At 38.3% G+C, this 15676-nt stretch carries 13 protein-coding genes and 1 pseudogene; 5 read left to right on the forward strand and 9 right to left on the reverse strand.

Annotation, left to right across the window (positions count from 1 at the left end):
* Positions 1-82 (forward strand): annotated as a pseudogene (locus tag HLH14_RS14810) (uracil-DNA glycosylase family protein); the annotation flags it as partial.
* 7 nt (positions 83-89) lie between these two features.
* Here HLH14_RS14810 and HLH14_RS14815 read toward each other — a convergent pair.
* The 3 genes from HLH14_RS14815 to HLH14_RS14825 all read right to left on the reverse strand — a co-directional run bounded on the left by HLH14_RS14815 (position 90) and on the right by HLH14_RS14825 (position 3169).
* Positions 90-575: a pyridoxamine 5'-phosphate oxidase family protein gene (locus HLH14_RS14815; RefSeq protein WP_131272216.1), complete on the reverse strand. Its 486-nt coding sequence runs from the start codon at positions 573-575 to the stop codon at positions 90-92.
* A gap of 261 nt (positions 576-836) precedes the next feature.
* Entirely contained in the window at positions 837-1274 is a 438-nt protein-coding gene (locus tag HLH14_RS14820) for a hypothetical protein (RefSeq protein WP_131272217.1), read from the reverse strand.
* 335 nt (positions 1275-1609) lie between these two features.
* Positions 1610-3169 carry a phospholipase D family protein gene (locus HLH14_RS14825; RefSeq protein WP_131272218.1) on the reverse strand — a complete coding sequence of 520 codons (1560 nt, stop codon included), beginning with the start codon at positions 3167-3169 and terminating at the stop codon, positions 1610-1612.
* A gap of 122 nt (positions 3170-3291) precedes the next feature.
* On the opposite strand from HLH14_RS14825, the gene HLH14_RS14830 reads away from it, so the two are divergent.
* On the forward strand, positions 3292-4407 hold the full coding sequence (locus HLH14_RS14830; protein WP_171533355.1) for an S-(hydroxymethyl)glutathione dehydrogenase/class III alcohol dehydrogenase: 1116 nt from the start codon (positions 3292-3294) through the stop codon (positions 4405-4407).
* A 54-nt stretch (positions 4408-4461) separates the two neighbouring features.
* Here the strand turns inward: HLH14_RS14830 and HLH14_RS14835 are convergent, their stop codons facing one another.
* Positions 4462-5667 carry an amino acid aminotransferase gene (locus tag HLH14_RS14835; RefSeq protein ID WP_171533356.1) on the reverse strand — a complete coding sequence of 402 codons (1206 nt, stop codon included), beginning with the start codon at positions 5665-5667 and terminating at the stop codon, positions 4462-4464.
* Between the two features lie 619 nt (positions 5668-6286).
* On the opposite strand from HLH14_RS14835, the gene HLH14_RS14840 reads away from it, so the two are divergent.
* Positions 6287-7348 (forward strand): 3-deoxy-7-phosphoheptulonate synthase, encoded by a 1062-nt coding sequence (locus HLH14_RS14840; RefSeq protein WP_086193287.1) that lies wholly within the window; start codon positions 6287-6289, stop codon positions 7346-7348.
* Positions 7349-7636: 288 nt separating this feature from the next.
* Positions 7637-8830 (forward strand): PilT/PilU family type 4a pilus ATPase, encoded by a 1194-nt coding sequence (locus HLH14_RS14845; RefSeq protein ID WP_086193286.1) that lies wholly within the window; start codon positions 7637-7639, stop codon positions 8828-8830.
* A 117-nt stretch (positions 8831-8947) separates the two neighbouring features.
* On the opposite strand, the gene HLH14_RS14850 is transcribed toward HLH14_RS14845, so the two are convergent.
* The 5 genes from HLH14_RS14850 to HLH14_RS14870 form a co-directional block, all read right to left on the reverse strand.
* Positions 8948-10129: an MFS transporter gene (locus HLH14_RS14850; protein ID WP_086193285.1), complete on the reverse strand. Its 1182-nt coding sequence runs from the start codon at positions 10127-10129 to the stop codon at positions 8948-8950.
* Positions 10130-10446: 317 nt separating this feature from the next.
* Positions 10447-10821, reverse strand: a complete 375-nt coding sequence (gene gcvH / locus HLH14_RS14855) for a glycine cleavage system protein GcvH (RefSeq protein WP_086193284.1) — start codon at positions 10819-10821, stop codon at positions 10447-10449.
* A 71-nt stretch (positions 10822-10892) separates the two neighbouring features.
* Positions 10893-11921: a helix-turn-helix domain-containing protein gene (locus HLH14_RS14860; RefSeq protein ID WP_171533357.1), complete on the reverse strand. Its 1029-nt coding sequence runs from the start codon at positions 11919-11921 to the stop codon at positions 10893-10895.
* A 111-nt stretch (positions 11922-12032) separates the two neighbouring features.
* Positions 12033-12482: a MaoC family dehydratase gene (locus HLH14_RS14865; RefSeq protein ID WP_171533358.1), complete on the reverse strand. Its 450-nt coding sequence runs from the start codon at positions 12480-12482 to the stop codon at positions 12033-12035.
* Positions 12482-14335, reverse strand: coding sequence for an ABC transporter ATP-binding protein (locus HLH14_RS14870; protein WP_171533359.1), 1854 nt, complete (start codon positions 14333-14335; stop codon positions 12482-12484). The genes HLH14_RS14865 and HLH14_RS14870 overlap by 1 nt, the downstream gene beginning before the upstream one ends.
* A gap of 1037 nt (positions 14336-15372) precedes the next feature.
* Here HLH14_RS14870 and HLH14_RS16175 point away from each other — a divergent pair.
* Positions 15373-15507: a hypothetical protein gene (locus HLH14_RS16175; protein WP_265733065.1), complete on the forward strand. Its 135-nt coding sequence runs from the start codon at positions 15373-15375 to the stop codon at positions 15505-15507.
* The last annotated feature ends 169 nt before the right edge of the window (positions 15508-15676 follow it).

Genomic DNA, 15676 nt, shown 5'->3' on the forward strand with positions numbered 1-15676 from the left:
TTCATCACGTGCTTATCCACTTGCTATAGAGAAAAAAGCTGAAGCATATGGTCAATTATTTAATGAAATAGGCTTACTATAAGTAAGTTTTATTTACCAAAAGGCATCATTTTGGGATATTTGACCCATCTAAAAGACTGCACGCTGAAATCCCGTACCTGAGTAAAATCGGACCAGATGAGTTGACTGCCTTTGGTCCATTTCAGACTTTGAATACGCTGTGCAATTTGAGCTAACTCTTCATTAGTGGCAGGGCGTAGTTCTCCAATTTCAACATAGAGTCGCACACCGGGATAATCACTAAATTCACCTTTAAATAAAGATTTTAACCAAAATAAGCGGCTGCTGTTAATTGCTTGAATACAGGCTTTTTTATTCTGTGGCAAATTTTCTTTAAAAGATTCAGCATAAGTATCAAAGAAAAAACCGGTTTGGTTTTCTCTAAGAAATAAAGTACCTATAGGCGTGATGGTGGGCTGTAACTGTGCATCAACAGTGGCAATAGAGCAGTGCATGGCAGCTTTTTGAGTATTTTCCATCACTTTACGAATATGCCGCCATTCTTGATTATTCATTTTGATTGTCCTTTTTATTATTTTTAATATTATTCAGTAGGATGAAAAAAAATTGAATACATTTTTAGCAATCTGACTGGTCATTCATATAATTTTTAAGTTTGAAAAACGATATGAACAATGTCCAAGATATAACGATATCTAAGTTGATAAACATCGTTTTGTTAAATGTGTCGATAAAAAAGTATTCGATGTATTGTCAGAGGCTATTGAGAATTATCAAACTTATGATGTTTAAAGATCATTAATAAAGCGTGAAATTTATCCATCATATTCAACATAGTCCCATAAATTTAAACGGGATTTAATTTCACGGCGGATATTCGGTAGCATGGGTAATAATGTGCCATCAATCCATAAACTTAAAGCCTGTGCAGAAATATTCTTTTGTTCACTATCGATAATTTGAGCGCCTTTAACCAAGAGCAAGGTTTCTTCATTTGCTTCAGTTTCAATGCCTTTAAATACCACCTGTAATTCCGAACCAGTATCTTGAATTATCCATTCCAATTCCAGCTGAATATTTTCACTGGATTTCAAAACAGCCTGACCTTCAAGAGTTTCAGAATCAGATAAGCAATCATATTCCACACGGACTTTGGCTAAAAACCATTCTTGCTGTCCAAGTTCATTTAGTGTTTTGTAGGGCGTTAAAATACCACTTAAATTAAATTGACGACTTAAATCAAAAAATTGCATTGCAGGGGGTCACGATCAGGAGATAAATGAGTTAAAAACTCGAAAAGTGGGATGTTAAAGCAAATCAGGAAATGAGTAAAACCATTGTGCTGATTCATCTAAAATATGTATAAATCGCATTCAATATCTTATAAGTCATAATAATAATGTTAATCAAAGAAGTACCAAGCCCCATTGATTTAAAAAATCCACAACATGCAGAACATTAGGCGAATGAAATCAATATTAAAAAACCGTGACGTTATTAATTTTTTAATTATTATGCTGAACTGATTCAATTGAAATAGCATTGGAAATAAAAGGACAATCTCTATTTTGATGTCATTCACTTGTCATTACATCACCCATTCAATCGGGAAATAAGACACCACTTTCATGGCAAAACGCTGGAATTTGGTGCTTTTAGGGTCTTGGTTGTATTCAACTGTAGATCCATCTTTTTGATAATCTAGCCAAATCACTTCCCCTTGTGGGTTGAGTTTTAACTCATAAGCAATTTGTGGTAAGTATTGATCCAGTGAGGTTGAAATCTGATCTTGTAATACATCAGATTCAACCACCAATCCGACTTCAGTATTTAAATTGGCTGAACGCGGATCGAAGTTAAATGAACCAATAAACACCATACCGTCGATATCAAAAAATTTTGCATGCAAGCTTGAGGCATTTTTATTTTTGGCGGGAATCACATTGCCTGTGACCACTTCATACCAGGTACGTTTATGCCGTTCAATATAAGGCTTAAACTCATAAAGTTTGACACCACCTTTTAGCAAATCATGACGATATTTTTTATAAAAGGCATGCACTACTGGAACATCATTGGCCATGAATGAATTGGTCAGTACTCGAACCTCAACATTATTCTTGACCAGCTTGGTTAAATAATCTGTACCTTTACGGGTCGGTACAAAATAGGCAGAAACCAGTTCAAGATGCTGCTTTGGTTCCCCCATAATATTCAGCATCTGACGGTAAATCAGTTGATCTCCTGATGCCTCTGCACGAATTTTGTTCGGTGAGTCTGCGACAAAATGTGCTTTTGCCCAATTAATGGGACGGTCTTTTAAGTGCTGATTAATTTGTTTTTCGGCCAGTTCAATCCGTTTTTTCAGCTGATCTTTTTGTAAAGCCGTCAGTTCATAATATTTACGTAATTTGGAAAGTTGCTCTTGATGACCATCGCCTAGCAGCTGGGGAACTGAATAGCTTAAATCATCATTCCAGAAGTCCTGAAACACTTGATTGGACTGCTTCACTGCTGTGCCATAAAACAAAATATCCATGTCGGTAAACTGAAAATTTTCACTGGCATCAAAGTATTCACGGCTGATATTGCGTCCACCCGTCACCGCTATGGCACCATCTGCAATAATCAACTTATTGTGCATACGGTGATTGATTTGGTTAAAACGAAAAACATAATCAAACACCCGTAATTTTCTAAATCTAAATGTGTAAGGATTAAAGAGTTTAATTTCAAAGTTTGGATGTTTTGCCAGTTGTTTTAAGGTGAAATCGAGTTGGGAACCGTTTTGGTCATCAATCAATAAACGGATTTTTACCCCACGATCTGCGGCTTTGAGCAATTCAGCCAGCATCAGATGTCCAATCGAATCATCTTCCCACATGTAATATTGCAAATCGAGATTATATTGCGCTTTATTAATCAGATGAAGTCTTGAAGCAATACTGATAAAGGCATCTTCCAAAGTAAAATAAGCCGTTAGACCTTGTGCCATTTGTGCATCAACATTGGAACCGTTTAACCAGTGTTCAGCATGAACGTGAATAGAAGATTGCTTTTTTGATTCATTCATCGGCAAACTGCATCCTGTCAGTGTGATGACTGCAAATGAAAGTAAGACAGCTTGAGCAGATTGTCTAATTTGCATAATTATTATGAAGTCATAAAGTTATAAGTACATATTATCATCATGTTAAAGGTTGAACCGGACAATAAAAAGCGGTTACTGTAGCTCATCTGTTAAAGAACCAAATAAAGGATGGTCATTTCATGAAATCACGTGCTGCAGTCGCATTTGGTCCGGGTCAACCACTTCAAATTGTTGAACTGGATGTGGCTCCACCGAAAACAGGTGAAGTCTTGGTGAAAATCACACATACCGGCGTATGTCATACTGATGCCTTTACTTTATCCGGTGATGATCCTGAAGGTGTTTTCCCGGCAGTATTGGGCCATGAAGGTGCAGGGATTGTCGTAGAAGTGGGGGAAGGCGTGACCAGTGTTAAACCTGGCGATCACGTGATTCCACTTTATACCGCTGAATGTGGTGAATGTTTATTCTGTAAATCTGGAAAAACCAACCTGTGTGTCGCAGTTCGTGCGACGCAAGGTAAAGGCTTAATGCCAGATGGTACGACTCGTTTTTCTTATAATGGTCAGCCAATCTATCATTACATGGGTTGTTCAACTTTCAGTGAATATACCGTAGTTGCTGAAGTGTCTTTGGCAAAAATCAATCCAGATGCAAATCCTGAACATGTATGTTTATTGGGTTGTGGTGTTACCACAGGTATTGGTGCGGTACATAACACTGCAAAAGTTCAGGAAGGCGATTCTGTTGCAGTGTTTGGTTTAGGCGGTATTGGTCTTGCAGTTGTACAAGGTGCTCGCCAAGCTAAAGCAGGCCGGATTATTGTGGTCGATACCAATCCGGAAAAATTTGAACTTGCGAAAGAATTCGGTGCGACAGATTTCTTAAATCCAAAAGAATATGACAAACCGATTCAAGAAGTAATTGTTGAAATGACAGGTTGGGGCGTTGACCATTCATTTGAATGTATTGGCAATGTCAATGTGATGCGTTCTGCGCTTGAATGTGCACACCGTGGTTGGGGACAATCCGTGATTATTGGTGTAGCCGGTGCAGGTCAGGAAATCTCGACCCGTCCGTTCCAGCTGGTCACTGGTCGTACCTGGAAAGGCACCGCTTTTGGTGGTGTGAAAGGTCGTTCACAACTTCCGGGCATGGTTGAAGATGCAATGAAAGGCGAGATTCAACTTGAACCTTTTGTAACGCATACCATGGGTCTAGACAGAATTAACGAAGCTTTTGACTTGATGCACGAAGGTAAATCAATTCGTACAGTCATCCATTTTAAAGATTAATCTTCTTCAAAATAAAAAAATGGGCATATCGCCCGTTTTTTTATATCCGCTTGTTTAAGCAGTAGCTTTAATGACTTCTGCAATAGATTCAGCCACATAATCAATATTACTTAAATTCAGTCCTGCAGCACACATACGACCACTGCGCACCAGATAAATAGCATATTGATCTTTTAAGATATCAACCTGTTCAGCCGTTAAGCCTGTGTAACTAAACATCCCTTGCTGTTTGACCAGATAACTAAAGTCACGTTCAGGCAAAGCTTGGCTCAATTTTTCATTCAAAATTTGACGCATTTTAATGATACGTTCGCGCATTTCTGTCAGTTCCGCCTGCCATTGTGCAGTCAGATCAATATCATTCAGTACATTATCCACCAACAAGGCACCCGTGGTTGGAGGGCTTGAGTAAATACGACGTACAGTTGCCTTTAGTTGACCCAACACTTTTTGTGCGGTGGCTTGATCATCACATACAAAAGTTAAGCCACCGACGCGTTCGCCATAAAGTGAGAAAATTTTAGAGAATGAATTGCTAATAATAAAATTCATGCCTGCCTTATCTAAAGCACGAATCGCATAAGCATCTTGTTCTAAGCCTTGACCAAAACCTTGATAGGCAATATCCAGGAAAGGAATCAGATCCTGTTTTTGCAAGACTTCAATCACTTGATCCCATTCAGCAGAGGTTAAATCTGCACCTGTCGGGTTGTGGCAACAAGGGTGTAACAGCACAATGCTTTTTGCTGGAAGCTGGTTTAATTTTTCTAGCATGGCGGGCACATTGACGCCATTGGTCGCTGCATCAAAATAAGGGTAGAAATGCGAGTGAATGCCAGCGCCATTAAAGATGGCAATATGATTTTCCCACGTCGGTTGACTCATCCAAACGTCAGATTCCGGAAAATATTTTTTAAGAAAATCTGCACCCACTTTCAGTGCGCCAGAACCACCCAAAGTTTGAATCGTTACCGCGCGACCATCACGACGGGCTGGACTATCTTGACCTAAAACAAGGGCTTGAGTAGCTTGATTATAAGACTTCAAACCATCCATAGGTAAATAGAGCTTGACCTGATCATTGGTCGCTTCAATATTTTTATAGGCTGCTTTAATGGCATTTAATTGAGGAACAATATTGTCTTCATTGTAATAAAGTCCAATACTTAAATTAATTTTTTGCGTCCGTTCATCTTTACCAAACTCTTCCATAAGAGAAAGAATCGGATCACCTGCATAACTATCAACATGTTGGAACATGAATATATCCTTCGTTATATGTGGTAAACAAATCAAGCCTTCGGTATAGAACGCATTTTATCTTTTAATGCCAATGGATGGTCTTTTATTTTTATAGGAACTGCCCAGTAGTATTGAGATATTTATTTAAAGAACATGAAAAATAGAAAACGATTAAATTGAAGTTTGAGAGCCAAGCTTTATTTTTAAACAATATATAAGTAAAAGTTGACTGATTTATGTATTTTTATTTTGTATAAAATTCTTGTCAAATTGATGAATACAGCGTATTTTAATTTTAAGACACATACTTTTTTGAAGAAATAAAGATGTTAAAGCAACCAGTCATCTCAAACGCACGTTATTATTTTTGGCAATTTAGATAATTGCCTGAACGCGTTCGGGCAAGAAATGGTTGCCCACCAAGTTTATAACCTGATCGGCAACCCTGATCAGGTTTTTTTATGCTTTATTTTTCTTACACTTTTTGGAGTTAGCTCATGAAATCATTAAATTACTCATATTTTAGCAACTCTTATTGGTTTTACTTTAGTCAAATGATGACGCTTGCCTTGCAATCCATTAGACCCATAACGCTCAAATAAAAGATTGGACTGAAAAAAGTCCCCAGGAAAGACCAATGAATGCTTTAAATACTGCTTTACAACAAACGCAAACGACTGCGAAAGAAACCACTTTAAGTTTGCCTCATCAATTGAAGGCACAATTTCCTTTATCTGCAAAACTGGCTCAACAAATTGCCGAGCAGCGTCAAACCATTCAAAATATTCTAGATGGCAAAGATCATCGTTTGATGGTGGTGACAGGTCCGTGTTCCATTCATGATCCCGTTTCTGCACTTGAATATGCTGAAAAATTACAACAATTACAAAGTCAGGTATCAGATCAAATTTTTCTGGTTATGCGTGCATATATTGAAAAACCACGCACCACGATTGGTTGGAAAGGTTTTTTATATGACCCAAATTTAGATGGTTCATCTAACATGCAATTGGGCTTAGAAAAATCACGCGAGTTATATCTGCAAATTATAGAAATGGGTTTACCAATTGCATCGGAAATTTTAAGCCCGATGGCGACCGCATATTTCGATGATTTGCTGGCTTGGGGTGCAATTGGTGCACGTACCAGCGAATCGCAGATTCACCGTGAAATTTCAAGCCATATGCCATACAGCATTGGTTTCAAAAATGGCACAGATGGTTCAATTCAAATTGCACTTGATGCCATTCAATCGGCTTCACATCCACATGAATTCCTAGGCATGAGCCAATCCGGCTTACCTTGTATTCTAGAATCACAAGGTAATCGAAAAGCGCATCTGATTTTACGCGGTGCAAATTCGGGTCCTAATTACCAATTGGCTGAAATCGAGCACATTAAAGAAAAATCCAAAGTTGAATTGCCGGCATTAGTGATTGATTGTAGTCATGGTAATAGTCACAAAAATCCCTTATTACAACCTGAAGTTTTACGTACCATTGTAGATGAACGCGTACAAAGCAATGTTCGTGGCGTGATGCTGGAAAGCTATCTGGTTGATGGTCAGCAAAAGATTTCATGTGAGATGACCTATGGTCAATCTGTGACTGATGGTTGTTTAGGTTGGGATAAAACCCAGCAACTTTTATTGGGTGTTGCAGATTCCCTGCGTATTTCTCAATTAAAGCGTAGTGCTTAATATTTTTAAAAAGCGTGATTATTTTCTAACAAAGCCCCGTTGATCGGGGCTTTGTTGTTTCTTATAAGCACATTTATGTTGTCTGTTTAAATTTAGAACAATACTTTGTTGATGCTCTATACATTTTTTATTCATTCTTTTAACTGATTGGAATTAACAAATTTGAGTCGTATAGCTTCTTTAGGCACAATAATTGAAATTGATACTCAGCAATAACTAATTGTTTAATAATTACAATTCACTATAGATATTGCTGAGTACTGGAAATAATTTTAAATGGGGAAAAATATGTATAGTGCGGAATTACTGGAAGAAGCGCGTAAAATAATATTTCATATGCTGACCAAAGTGGTGGAATATGGTGGCTCGGACTTATTTATTTCAGCAGATTTTCCGCCCAGCATTAAACATCAAGGCCTAATGAAACCGATTGGGCAACAGGCATTAACTGCAGATAAGACAAAATTATTTGCCTACAGTTTAATGAATGAAAAACAACGTCAGGAATTTGAAAAAGAACTCGAATGTAATTTTGCCATTAATGTTCCCGATGTTTCGCGCTTTCGTATTAATGTGTTTCAACAACAGTTACAAGTGGGTATGGTGATTCGAACCATTACCGCGGAAATTCCAAATTTTACCAAGTTAAAACTGCCTGAAACATTAAAAGACGTGATGATGGCGAAACGCGGATTGATCCTTGTCGTTGGAGCTACGGGTTCGGGTAAATCTACGTCTTTGGCGGCAATGATTGATCACCGTAATGAAAATTCAGCCGGGCATATCATTACCGTTGAAGATCCGGTTGAATATGTACATAAGCACAAGAAATCGATGGTGACTCACCGTGAAGTGGGTGTAGATAGCCACTCATGGCACAATGCCTTAAAAAATACCTTGCGTCAGGCACCTGATGTGATCCTGATTGGGGAAATCCGTGATACTGAAACCATGGAACACGCAATTGCCTTTGCGGAAACCGGGCATTTATGTTTAGGAACCTTACATGCCAACAATGCCAATCAGGCACTTGATCGAATCATTAACTTTTTCCCTGAAGAACGAAAAAATCAATTGCTGATGGACTTGTCTTCCAATATGAAAGCGATTATTTCCCAGCGCTTGGTGCGAACTCAAGATGGCAGCGGTCGTCGTGCTGCCATTGAAATTTTGCTGAATACTCCATTGATTGGCGATAATATTTTGAAAGGTCAACTTCATGAACTGAAAGAGATTATGAAAAAATCCCGTGAATTGGGCATGCAAACTTTTGATCAGGCATTATTTGATTTGTATAATGAAGGTGCGATTAGTTATGAAGAAGCCTTGCGCAATGCAGATTCCATGAATGAATTACGCTTACAGATCAAATTAAAAAGTCCTAGAGAGGATCAATCTGTGCCCGGTTCAGCATCATCATTTAGCATGATGCAGGAAAGTAATGTAGATGAAAGTGAAACCAAAGAGAAGAATCAAGCTTAGTTGAGTCATGTTTTAAAATAATAATTTTAAAACTATTAAGTGAAGCTATAAAAAATATGCATCATCCAATTTTAGGGTGATGCATATTTCTATTATATGAGTCTGGTTTGAAGTTTTTTAGGCTGCTGTATGTTTGCGATCTACAAATAATTTATAAAAAACCAAACTTAATGCCGTGATCAATGCACAGAGTAGATAGGCAAAGCTGTAGCCCTGATGAGCAATCACCATACCCAGCAAGATTGAACCAATTGCAATACCGATGTCATAACAGGTAAAGAAAGTTGAGGTTGCATGCCCAATTCGATTTTTCGGTGAATGCTGAATGGAAATGGTTTGCAAGCAGGGTTGAGCTGAACCAAAGCCCATACCGACAAATACCGCAGCAATCATCAATCCAGTCACGCTATTGATTTGACTTAGAACAATCAGCCCAATCGAAAATAGCGCAATCGCAGGGTAAACTACAAAATTTGGCCCTTTACGATCATAAATTTTCCCAGTGATGGGTCGCAAACTCATCATCGAAATCGCAAAGACCACAAAGAATAAACTGGCATAAGCAAGTAAATTTTTTGATTCGGCAAAAGTCGAAATGAAGGACATGATACTGGCATAAGAAAAAGAGACGATCATTGCCATGACCGAGACGGGCAAGGCTTTCTTTTCAACAAAATCATGAACAGATAATTTCCGTTTAACGGTTTCAACTTGATTTTTTATGGTTTCTTGAATTGGGATCAGGAAGCAAAATGCAAACCCTAAACAAATAATGCCGGCTAAAATCGCTGCAACCATTTGATAAGAAAGTTGCTGAATCAAGGTCAGACCAATTAATGGACCCAGCACAATCCCCAAGTTGACTGACATGACAAAATATCCCATGCCTTCACCCTTACGGTTTGCAGGAATAAAGTCATTGGCAATCGGGACGGTAACCGTGGTTAAAATACTAAACCAGATACCATGAAACAGGCGGATCACTAAAAGAAAAGTCAGATTATCTGCAAAAATATAGGCAAATGAAAAAAGACAGAACAAAGTCTCTGAAATATAAAGCGCTTTTTTTCGTCCAATTTTCTCGATAATTAAACCACTGAAAGGACGAACTGCAATCGATGAGGCCATAAATAGCGTCATGGCTAAACCCGCTTGCGCTAAAGTTCCATGTAATTCATTTAAAATATAAATAGGTAAAATTGTGGTTTGTGCAAAATAAAATATAAACAAAAACAGATTATTGGCTAGACACAGAATAAAGGACTTATTCCATAACTGTTGTGCATTTACAGGCGACATAATTTACCTAGATCCATAAGAGATAGACGATTCATCGGGCTTATCGAGGCAATTATTTTTGTGAGCCAGGAAAATGATTTTTATAATGATTAAAGACAAGTCAGATCATCGTTAGATTGTATAAATTTTAGATGATTATTTTTGAAAAGTATAGTTTATCAAGAATAAAACATCTTAATTAATTTTATTCTGTGGTTTTATTTATTATTAATCTCATATTGTGATTTTTAGATGTGATATTTTCATATCTGACTGTTGTTGGCTTAAAATAAAAAAATCAGCCCTAAAGACTGATTTTTTTATGGATATAAACAGGATTATAAACCTGCTTCATATTCACTGCTTGAAAGTAACTTTTCTACATCCGCCATATTATTTGGCTTAATTTTATAAATCCAGCCCTTGCCATACGGATCATCATTCACAAAGTCAGGATCATCTTCAAGCTCTGGATTCACTTCAACCACTTCGCCTGAAACAGGTGCATGAATATCAGAAGCTGTTTTAACCGACTCCACCACACCTGCCTGTTCACCGGCAGTGATTTGCTGGCCTACTTCAGGTGCTTCCACATAGACTAAATCGCCTAAAGCATCCTGTGCATGGTCGGAAATACCGGTAACAACCAGATCACCTTCAATTTTGACCCATTCGTGAGTACTGGCGTACTTTAATTCTGAAGGGTGATTCATTGATGACTCCTTTAAAATATTCAAATCATTTTTGCCATGTTTTATACAGGTTTTTTGATAAAAACAAAAGTTTATAAATAAGGATCTTTACGCCAGTTGCTTGGACTACGACCACTCCAGCGTTTAAATGCCCGGCTAAAATTGGCCACATCACTATAGCCAAGTTCATCGGCAATCAACTCTAGGGTGTAATCCGTCCGAGAAAGCAGCGATGTTGCATGACGATAACGCACTTCATCCACGATGGTTGAAAAGGAAGTACCTTCGGCAGCCAATTGGCGTTTTAAAGTCCGATCTGACATATGCAATCGATCTGCGACATTTTCGATACTTAAATAATGCTGTTCCGAATTGGTCAAAATATCACGCACCCGCATGGCCAAACGTCGGCGTTCACCTAATGCCGAGAGTTCAGCTTCACATTGGTTAATCGCAATCTGGCTGGCAAGGGGGTCAGCATTGACCATTTTTAAACTCAGGTATTTTTTATCAAAACTTGAGAGTAAATGAGGTTGTTCAAAACGGAAAGTATGCGATGGAAATTTTGTCATATAACGCTCAAAACCGGGTGGTTTTGGGAAATCAAAATCAATCTCGCCAGATAAATCATCACAACCGGTTAATGCTTTGGCCATGGTAATAATGCCAAAGGTCAAAGCAATGGCAATTTCAGTGCGCAAAGGCTCAATATCAAAATCACATTGCAATTGCAGCGTGGCTTTGTCACCAAAAGTGGAAAAATAAAGCTGTAAAAAGGGCAGACGGAGCTGAATAAAGCGGTTGGCCAAGACCAGGGCATCGCTAATATCATGTGCAGTCATGATGGCATAGCCAATAAAGCCATGAATGGAAATCCGCATTTGGGTACCCAAATGAAAACCCAGCGTCGGTTCACCGGTTAAACGTAATGCGTGTTTCACCAGTTCATTTGCAACAGGCGTTGGAATGCGAAAATTTGGCTCTGCCAGTTGTTCACTGCTTAAATTAAAAGGGGTAAACAATGCTTCTGCGTTGTAGCCCCAACGTGACACCACATCTAACAGGAGCAGACCGTAAACCCCGGGTATCCCTTGATCTTGTCTTGGAGAAATCGTTTTCATGCGCTATCCATTGCACTTAGTCGTTTTTTCTATTTGTTGATTTTTCATATTGGCATGAAAAGAAACAGCATTCTATTAAAATTGTTCGACAATTTTTTCAAACTGCGTAAATTAAACAGGTTTAAATTCCTTTTTAAAGACCACGATTTTCGTTGTAGAGATAAGCAGTACATCATTATTTTGATTCAGTGCCTGAGTCACATAGCTCACTATAGCGCGGTCAGTTTTGGTTTTTGATGGCGTAATTGCAACAATTTCAACTTCAACATGAACTTTATCGCCAGGACGAGTCGGTCGTGGCCAGCGCAAGTTGGATTCTGAACCAATCAGGCCATAAGCCACCGGAAAACATTCTGTCCATAAACGCATGGTCACGGCACAGGTATGCCAACCACTTGCGGCAATCCCTTGAAAAATAGGATGCTCTTTAGCCTGATCTTCATCGGTATGGAAAACTTGTGGATCATAGGTATGCGCAAATTGCTTGATTTCTTCCAGGGTCATTTCATATTCACGACTAATAAAACGATCACCGATTTTTATATCTTCTAAATACAGCATTAATGTGCTTCCTTTTTCTTCAATGCTTGTTGTTCTATCAAAAAACTGCCGGTTTGTCTTTGCCACAAATGCGCATAAATGCCATTCAGGGCCACAAGTTCATCATGCGTGCCTTGTTCCACAATTTTACCTTCATCTAGTACAACTAAACGGTCCATTTGGGCAATGGTGGACAGGCGATGGGCAATGGCAATAACGGTTTTACCTTCCATTAAGTCATCTAGACTGGATTGAATGGCTGCCTCAACTTCGGAGTCTAAGGCGCTGGTCGCTTCATCTAAAATCAAGATCGGTGCATCTTTTAAAAATACCCGGGCAATGGCTACGCGTTGACGTTGCCCACCAGAGAGTTTGACCCCACGTTCACCGACATAGGCTTCATAACCCGTTTTACCGCGTAAGTCGGTCAGCTGGGGAATGAATTCTTCTGCTTTGGCTTTGCGAACAGCCTCAAACATTTCTTCATCGCTTGCTTGTGGGCGACCATATTTAATATTTTCAGCCACAGTGCGGTGCAATAAAGAGGTATCTTGAGTCACCAAGGCAATGCTTTTACGCAAACTATCCTGAGTCACATCTTCAATGTTTTGACCGTCAATCAAAATACGCCCTTGGTTGAGCTCATAAAAATGCAGTAACAATTGAATCAGGGTTGATTTACCTGCACCAGAACGACCAACAATGCCAATTTTTTCACCCGGCTTGATGGTTAAATTTAAATGATCAATCACATTTTTATTGTTATAGGCAAAGCTGACATCTTCAAATTTGATTTCACCCTGTTGTACCTGTAAAGGCTTGGCATTTTCCTTGTCTTGAATGCTGATCGGGCGACCCATGGTTTTCATGCCATCTTGAATGGTGCCGACATTTTCAAATAGTGCTGAAGATTGCCACATCATAAACTCAGCGATGCTGTTGAGTTTTAATATCATCGCGGTAGTCGCAGCAATAATGCCCAGCTGAGCTTGCCCATTGATCCAGAGCCAAATCGCTGTCCCTAAAACACCTACATATAAAACCACACTGAGTAAATTAATGCTGATTTCATACCGAACCCCTAAGCGCATTTGCTTATAAACTGTGATCATGAAGCCTTGCATGGATTCTTTGGCATACTGACTTTCACGACCTGCATGGGCAAACAGTTTCACGGTTTGAATATTGGTATAAGCATCCGTCACCCGACCAGTCATCACTGCACGTGCGTCAGCCTGTTTATTGGAAATTTGGCTTAAACGTGGAATGAAATAGCAGGCTGCAATAATAAACAGCACTAACCACAACATCAGTGGCAAAATAAGCAGAGGGGAAATTGCGCCCAGAACAAAACTGATGGTGACAAAGTAAATCAGCACATATGCAAGCATGTCTCCCAAAATTACCCAGAACTCACGTACCGCAAGCGAAGTTTGCATGACTTTGGCAGATAAACGGCCGGCAAAATCATTATGGAAAAAATCTAGACTTTGCAGCAAAAGTAGGTTGTGAAAGCGCCAACGCAGGCGCATCGGGAAGGTGCTGTATAAAATTTGATGCTTGATAATCGATTGCATGCTGGCGAATAAAATATTGGCCAGCAGAATACCCGTCAAAAGGGTCAAATTTTGCGTATGTTCAGCTAAAAATGTTTCAGGTTGGCTCTTGCTCAACCAATTCACTAAATCGCCAATTTTTGCATACAGTACGGCTTCAAAACTTGCCGCTCCTGCAGTACATAACACAAGTAACAGCAAATACCGGCGAACGCCTGTTGCAGCTTGCCATACAAAAGGGAAAAAACGCGTTGGAAGTGGTTCGTTTAAACCTTTGGTGGGATAAGGATCGACCAGTTTTTCAAACCACTGCAACATTGCTTACACTCCATTTGGTTAAAACGATTTAATATCGGTATTATGCAATTTTTCCAGTATAAACAATATTCTATATTAACGTTGAAAGCCTGTTTGAATAAGTGTCAACAAGCATCTATGCATTAAACCTGTTTATGTTTAGACCCTGAATGACGCCATACTGGAAAACGGTTGAGATGTAAATTTTCTGGTAACAGTTCCTACAACACAACTTTTAGATGGTATTTTAAGATACCGCATTGAAATTCGCATCAATCATAAAGACTAACCTGAATACAAAGAGAGTCAAACTTTTAGCCCATGATGCAAGTCAGAAAATTGGCTTAAAAATGTGAAATCGAAATTGAAGTCAACCAATTATTCTATATGACGATCAATATGAAAAATATGAAATGAACGGATGCTATTAAGCTTTACCTCAGCAAAGCAGGTGATGTAGAGAGTAAATCAAAAATGAATACACTTAATTTAATGAAAAGATTTCCTGTTTCCAAGAAGTTTATCATGAAATTAAATCGTATGGATTTATCAGATCATGGGGGGCTACGAAAAGTATATTTATCTAAAATTAGGTTTTGATCCTATTTAACCTCGTATGATCCAGCATGAACTTTTGCAGATCCCTAGCTTTTTCGTACAAGCATCCGTTATGTAGGAATACTTAGCGACTTAAATAAAGCTGCATAAGAATTTTAGTCTGTCTTAGGAAAACAAGAGGAGTTTATTATTTTTACGGTATATTTATTAAAATAAAAAAAACAATAACTTAAAATGAAATACGTATGCACAGAAAGTGCATCAGAACATTGTGTAACATTGCTTTATTGTGTGGAACATTTCTTGATTATTATTGTACTTTTAGTAATAAATGTTAATAAAGTCGCAATATATTTTTTGTAGATCAATCAGATATATTTATCAGGCTTACATTGAAGGAAATTGAAACAGATGTAGGCTTGGTGAATAAAATATAAGGAGTAGAGTTAATAAAGTCGTGATTAGTACGGTATATACCAAACTGTAAGAGGTAAATATAAATGACTACTCGAGAACCAGTTCAACAGAACCCGAAAAAACAACCAAACCAACAACAGCAACAACAAAACCCGCAAAAGCAACCCAACCAACAAAACGACCATCAACAAGAACATCCGCATAAACAACAGAAATAAAACTTTGATCTACTATCTTGAATATTAATTGTTATTCATGATTTTTCCTGTGTTCAAAGTTTTCTTAGATTTATAGTTTAATTATTTCATTTCTATTTATCCTTATTTATCAAAAAGGGAAGAATAATATGAACTCAAAAGATGTAAAAATCATAATCGGTGTCATCGT

Origin of the sequence: Acinetobacter terrae (assembly GCF_013004375.1) — a bacterium.
Lineage (GTDB): Bacteria > Pseudomonadota > Gammaproteobacteria > Pseudomonadales > Moraxellaceae > Acinetobacter > Acinetobacter terrae.

Excerpts from the sequence above, each read along its gene's own strand:
- HLH14_RS14815 (WP_131272216.1), bottom strand. The coding sequence starts at position 575 with ATGAATAATCAAGAATGGCGGCATATTCGTAAAGTGATGGAAAATACT.
- HLH14_RS14820 (WP_131272217.1), bottom strand. The coding sequence starts at position 1,274 with ATGCAATTTTTTGATTTAAGTCGTCAATTTAATTTAAGTGGTATTTTA.
- HLH14_RS14825 (WP_131272218.1), bottom strand. The coding sequence starts at position 3,169 with ATGCAAATTAGACAATCTGCTCAAGCTGTCTTACTTTCATTTGCAGTC.
- HLH14_RS14830 (WP_171533355.1), top strand. The coding sequence starts at position 3,292 with ATGAAATCACGTGCTGCAGTCGCATTTGGTCCGGGTCAACCACTTCAA.
- HLH14_RS14835 (WP_171533356.1), bottom strand. The coding sequence starts at position 5,667 with ATGTTCCAACATGTTGATAGTTATGCAGGTGATCCGATTCTTTCTCTT.
- HLH14_RS14840 (WP_086193287.1), top strand. The coding sequence starts at position 6,287 with ATGAATGCTTTAAATACTGCTTTACAACAAACGCAAACGACTGCGAAA.
- HLH14_RS14845 (WP_086193286.1), top strand. The coding sequence starts at position 7,637 with ATGTATAGTGCGGAATTACTGGAAGAAGCGCGTAAAATAATATTTCAT.
- HLH14_RS14850 (WP_086193285.1), bottom strand. The coding sequence starts at position 10,129 with ATGTCGCCTGTAAATGCACAACAGTTATGGAATAAGTCCTTTATTCTG.
- gcvH (WP_086193284.1), bottom strand. The coding sequence starts at position 10,821 with ATGAATCACCCTTCAGAATTAAAGTACGCCAGTACTCACGAATGGGTC.
- HLH14_RS14860 (WP_171533357.1), bottom strand. The coding sequence starts at position 11,921 with ATGAAAACGATTTCTCCAAGACAAGATCAAGGGATACCCGGGGTTTAC.
- HLH14_RS14865 (WP_171533358.1), bottom strand. The coding sequence starts at position 12,482 with ATGCTGTATTTAGAAGATATAAAAATCGGTGATCGTTTTATTAGTCGT.
- HLH14_RS14870 (WP_171533359.1), bottom strand. The coding sequence starts at position 14,335 with ATGTTGCAGTGGTTTGAAAAACTGGTCGATCCTTATCCCACCAAAGGT.
- HLH14_RS16175 (WP_265733065.1), top strand. The coding sequence starts at position 15,373 with ATGACTACTCGAGAACCAGTTCAACAGAACCCGAAAAAACAACCAAAC.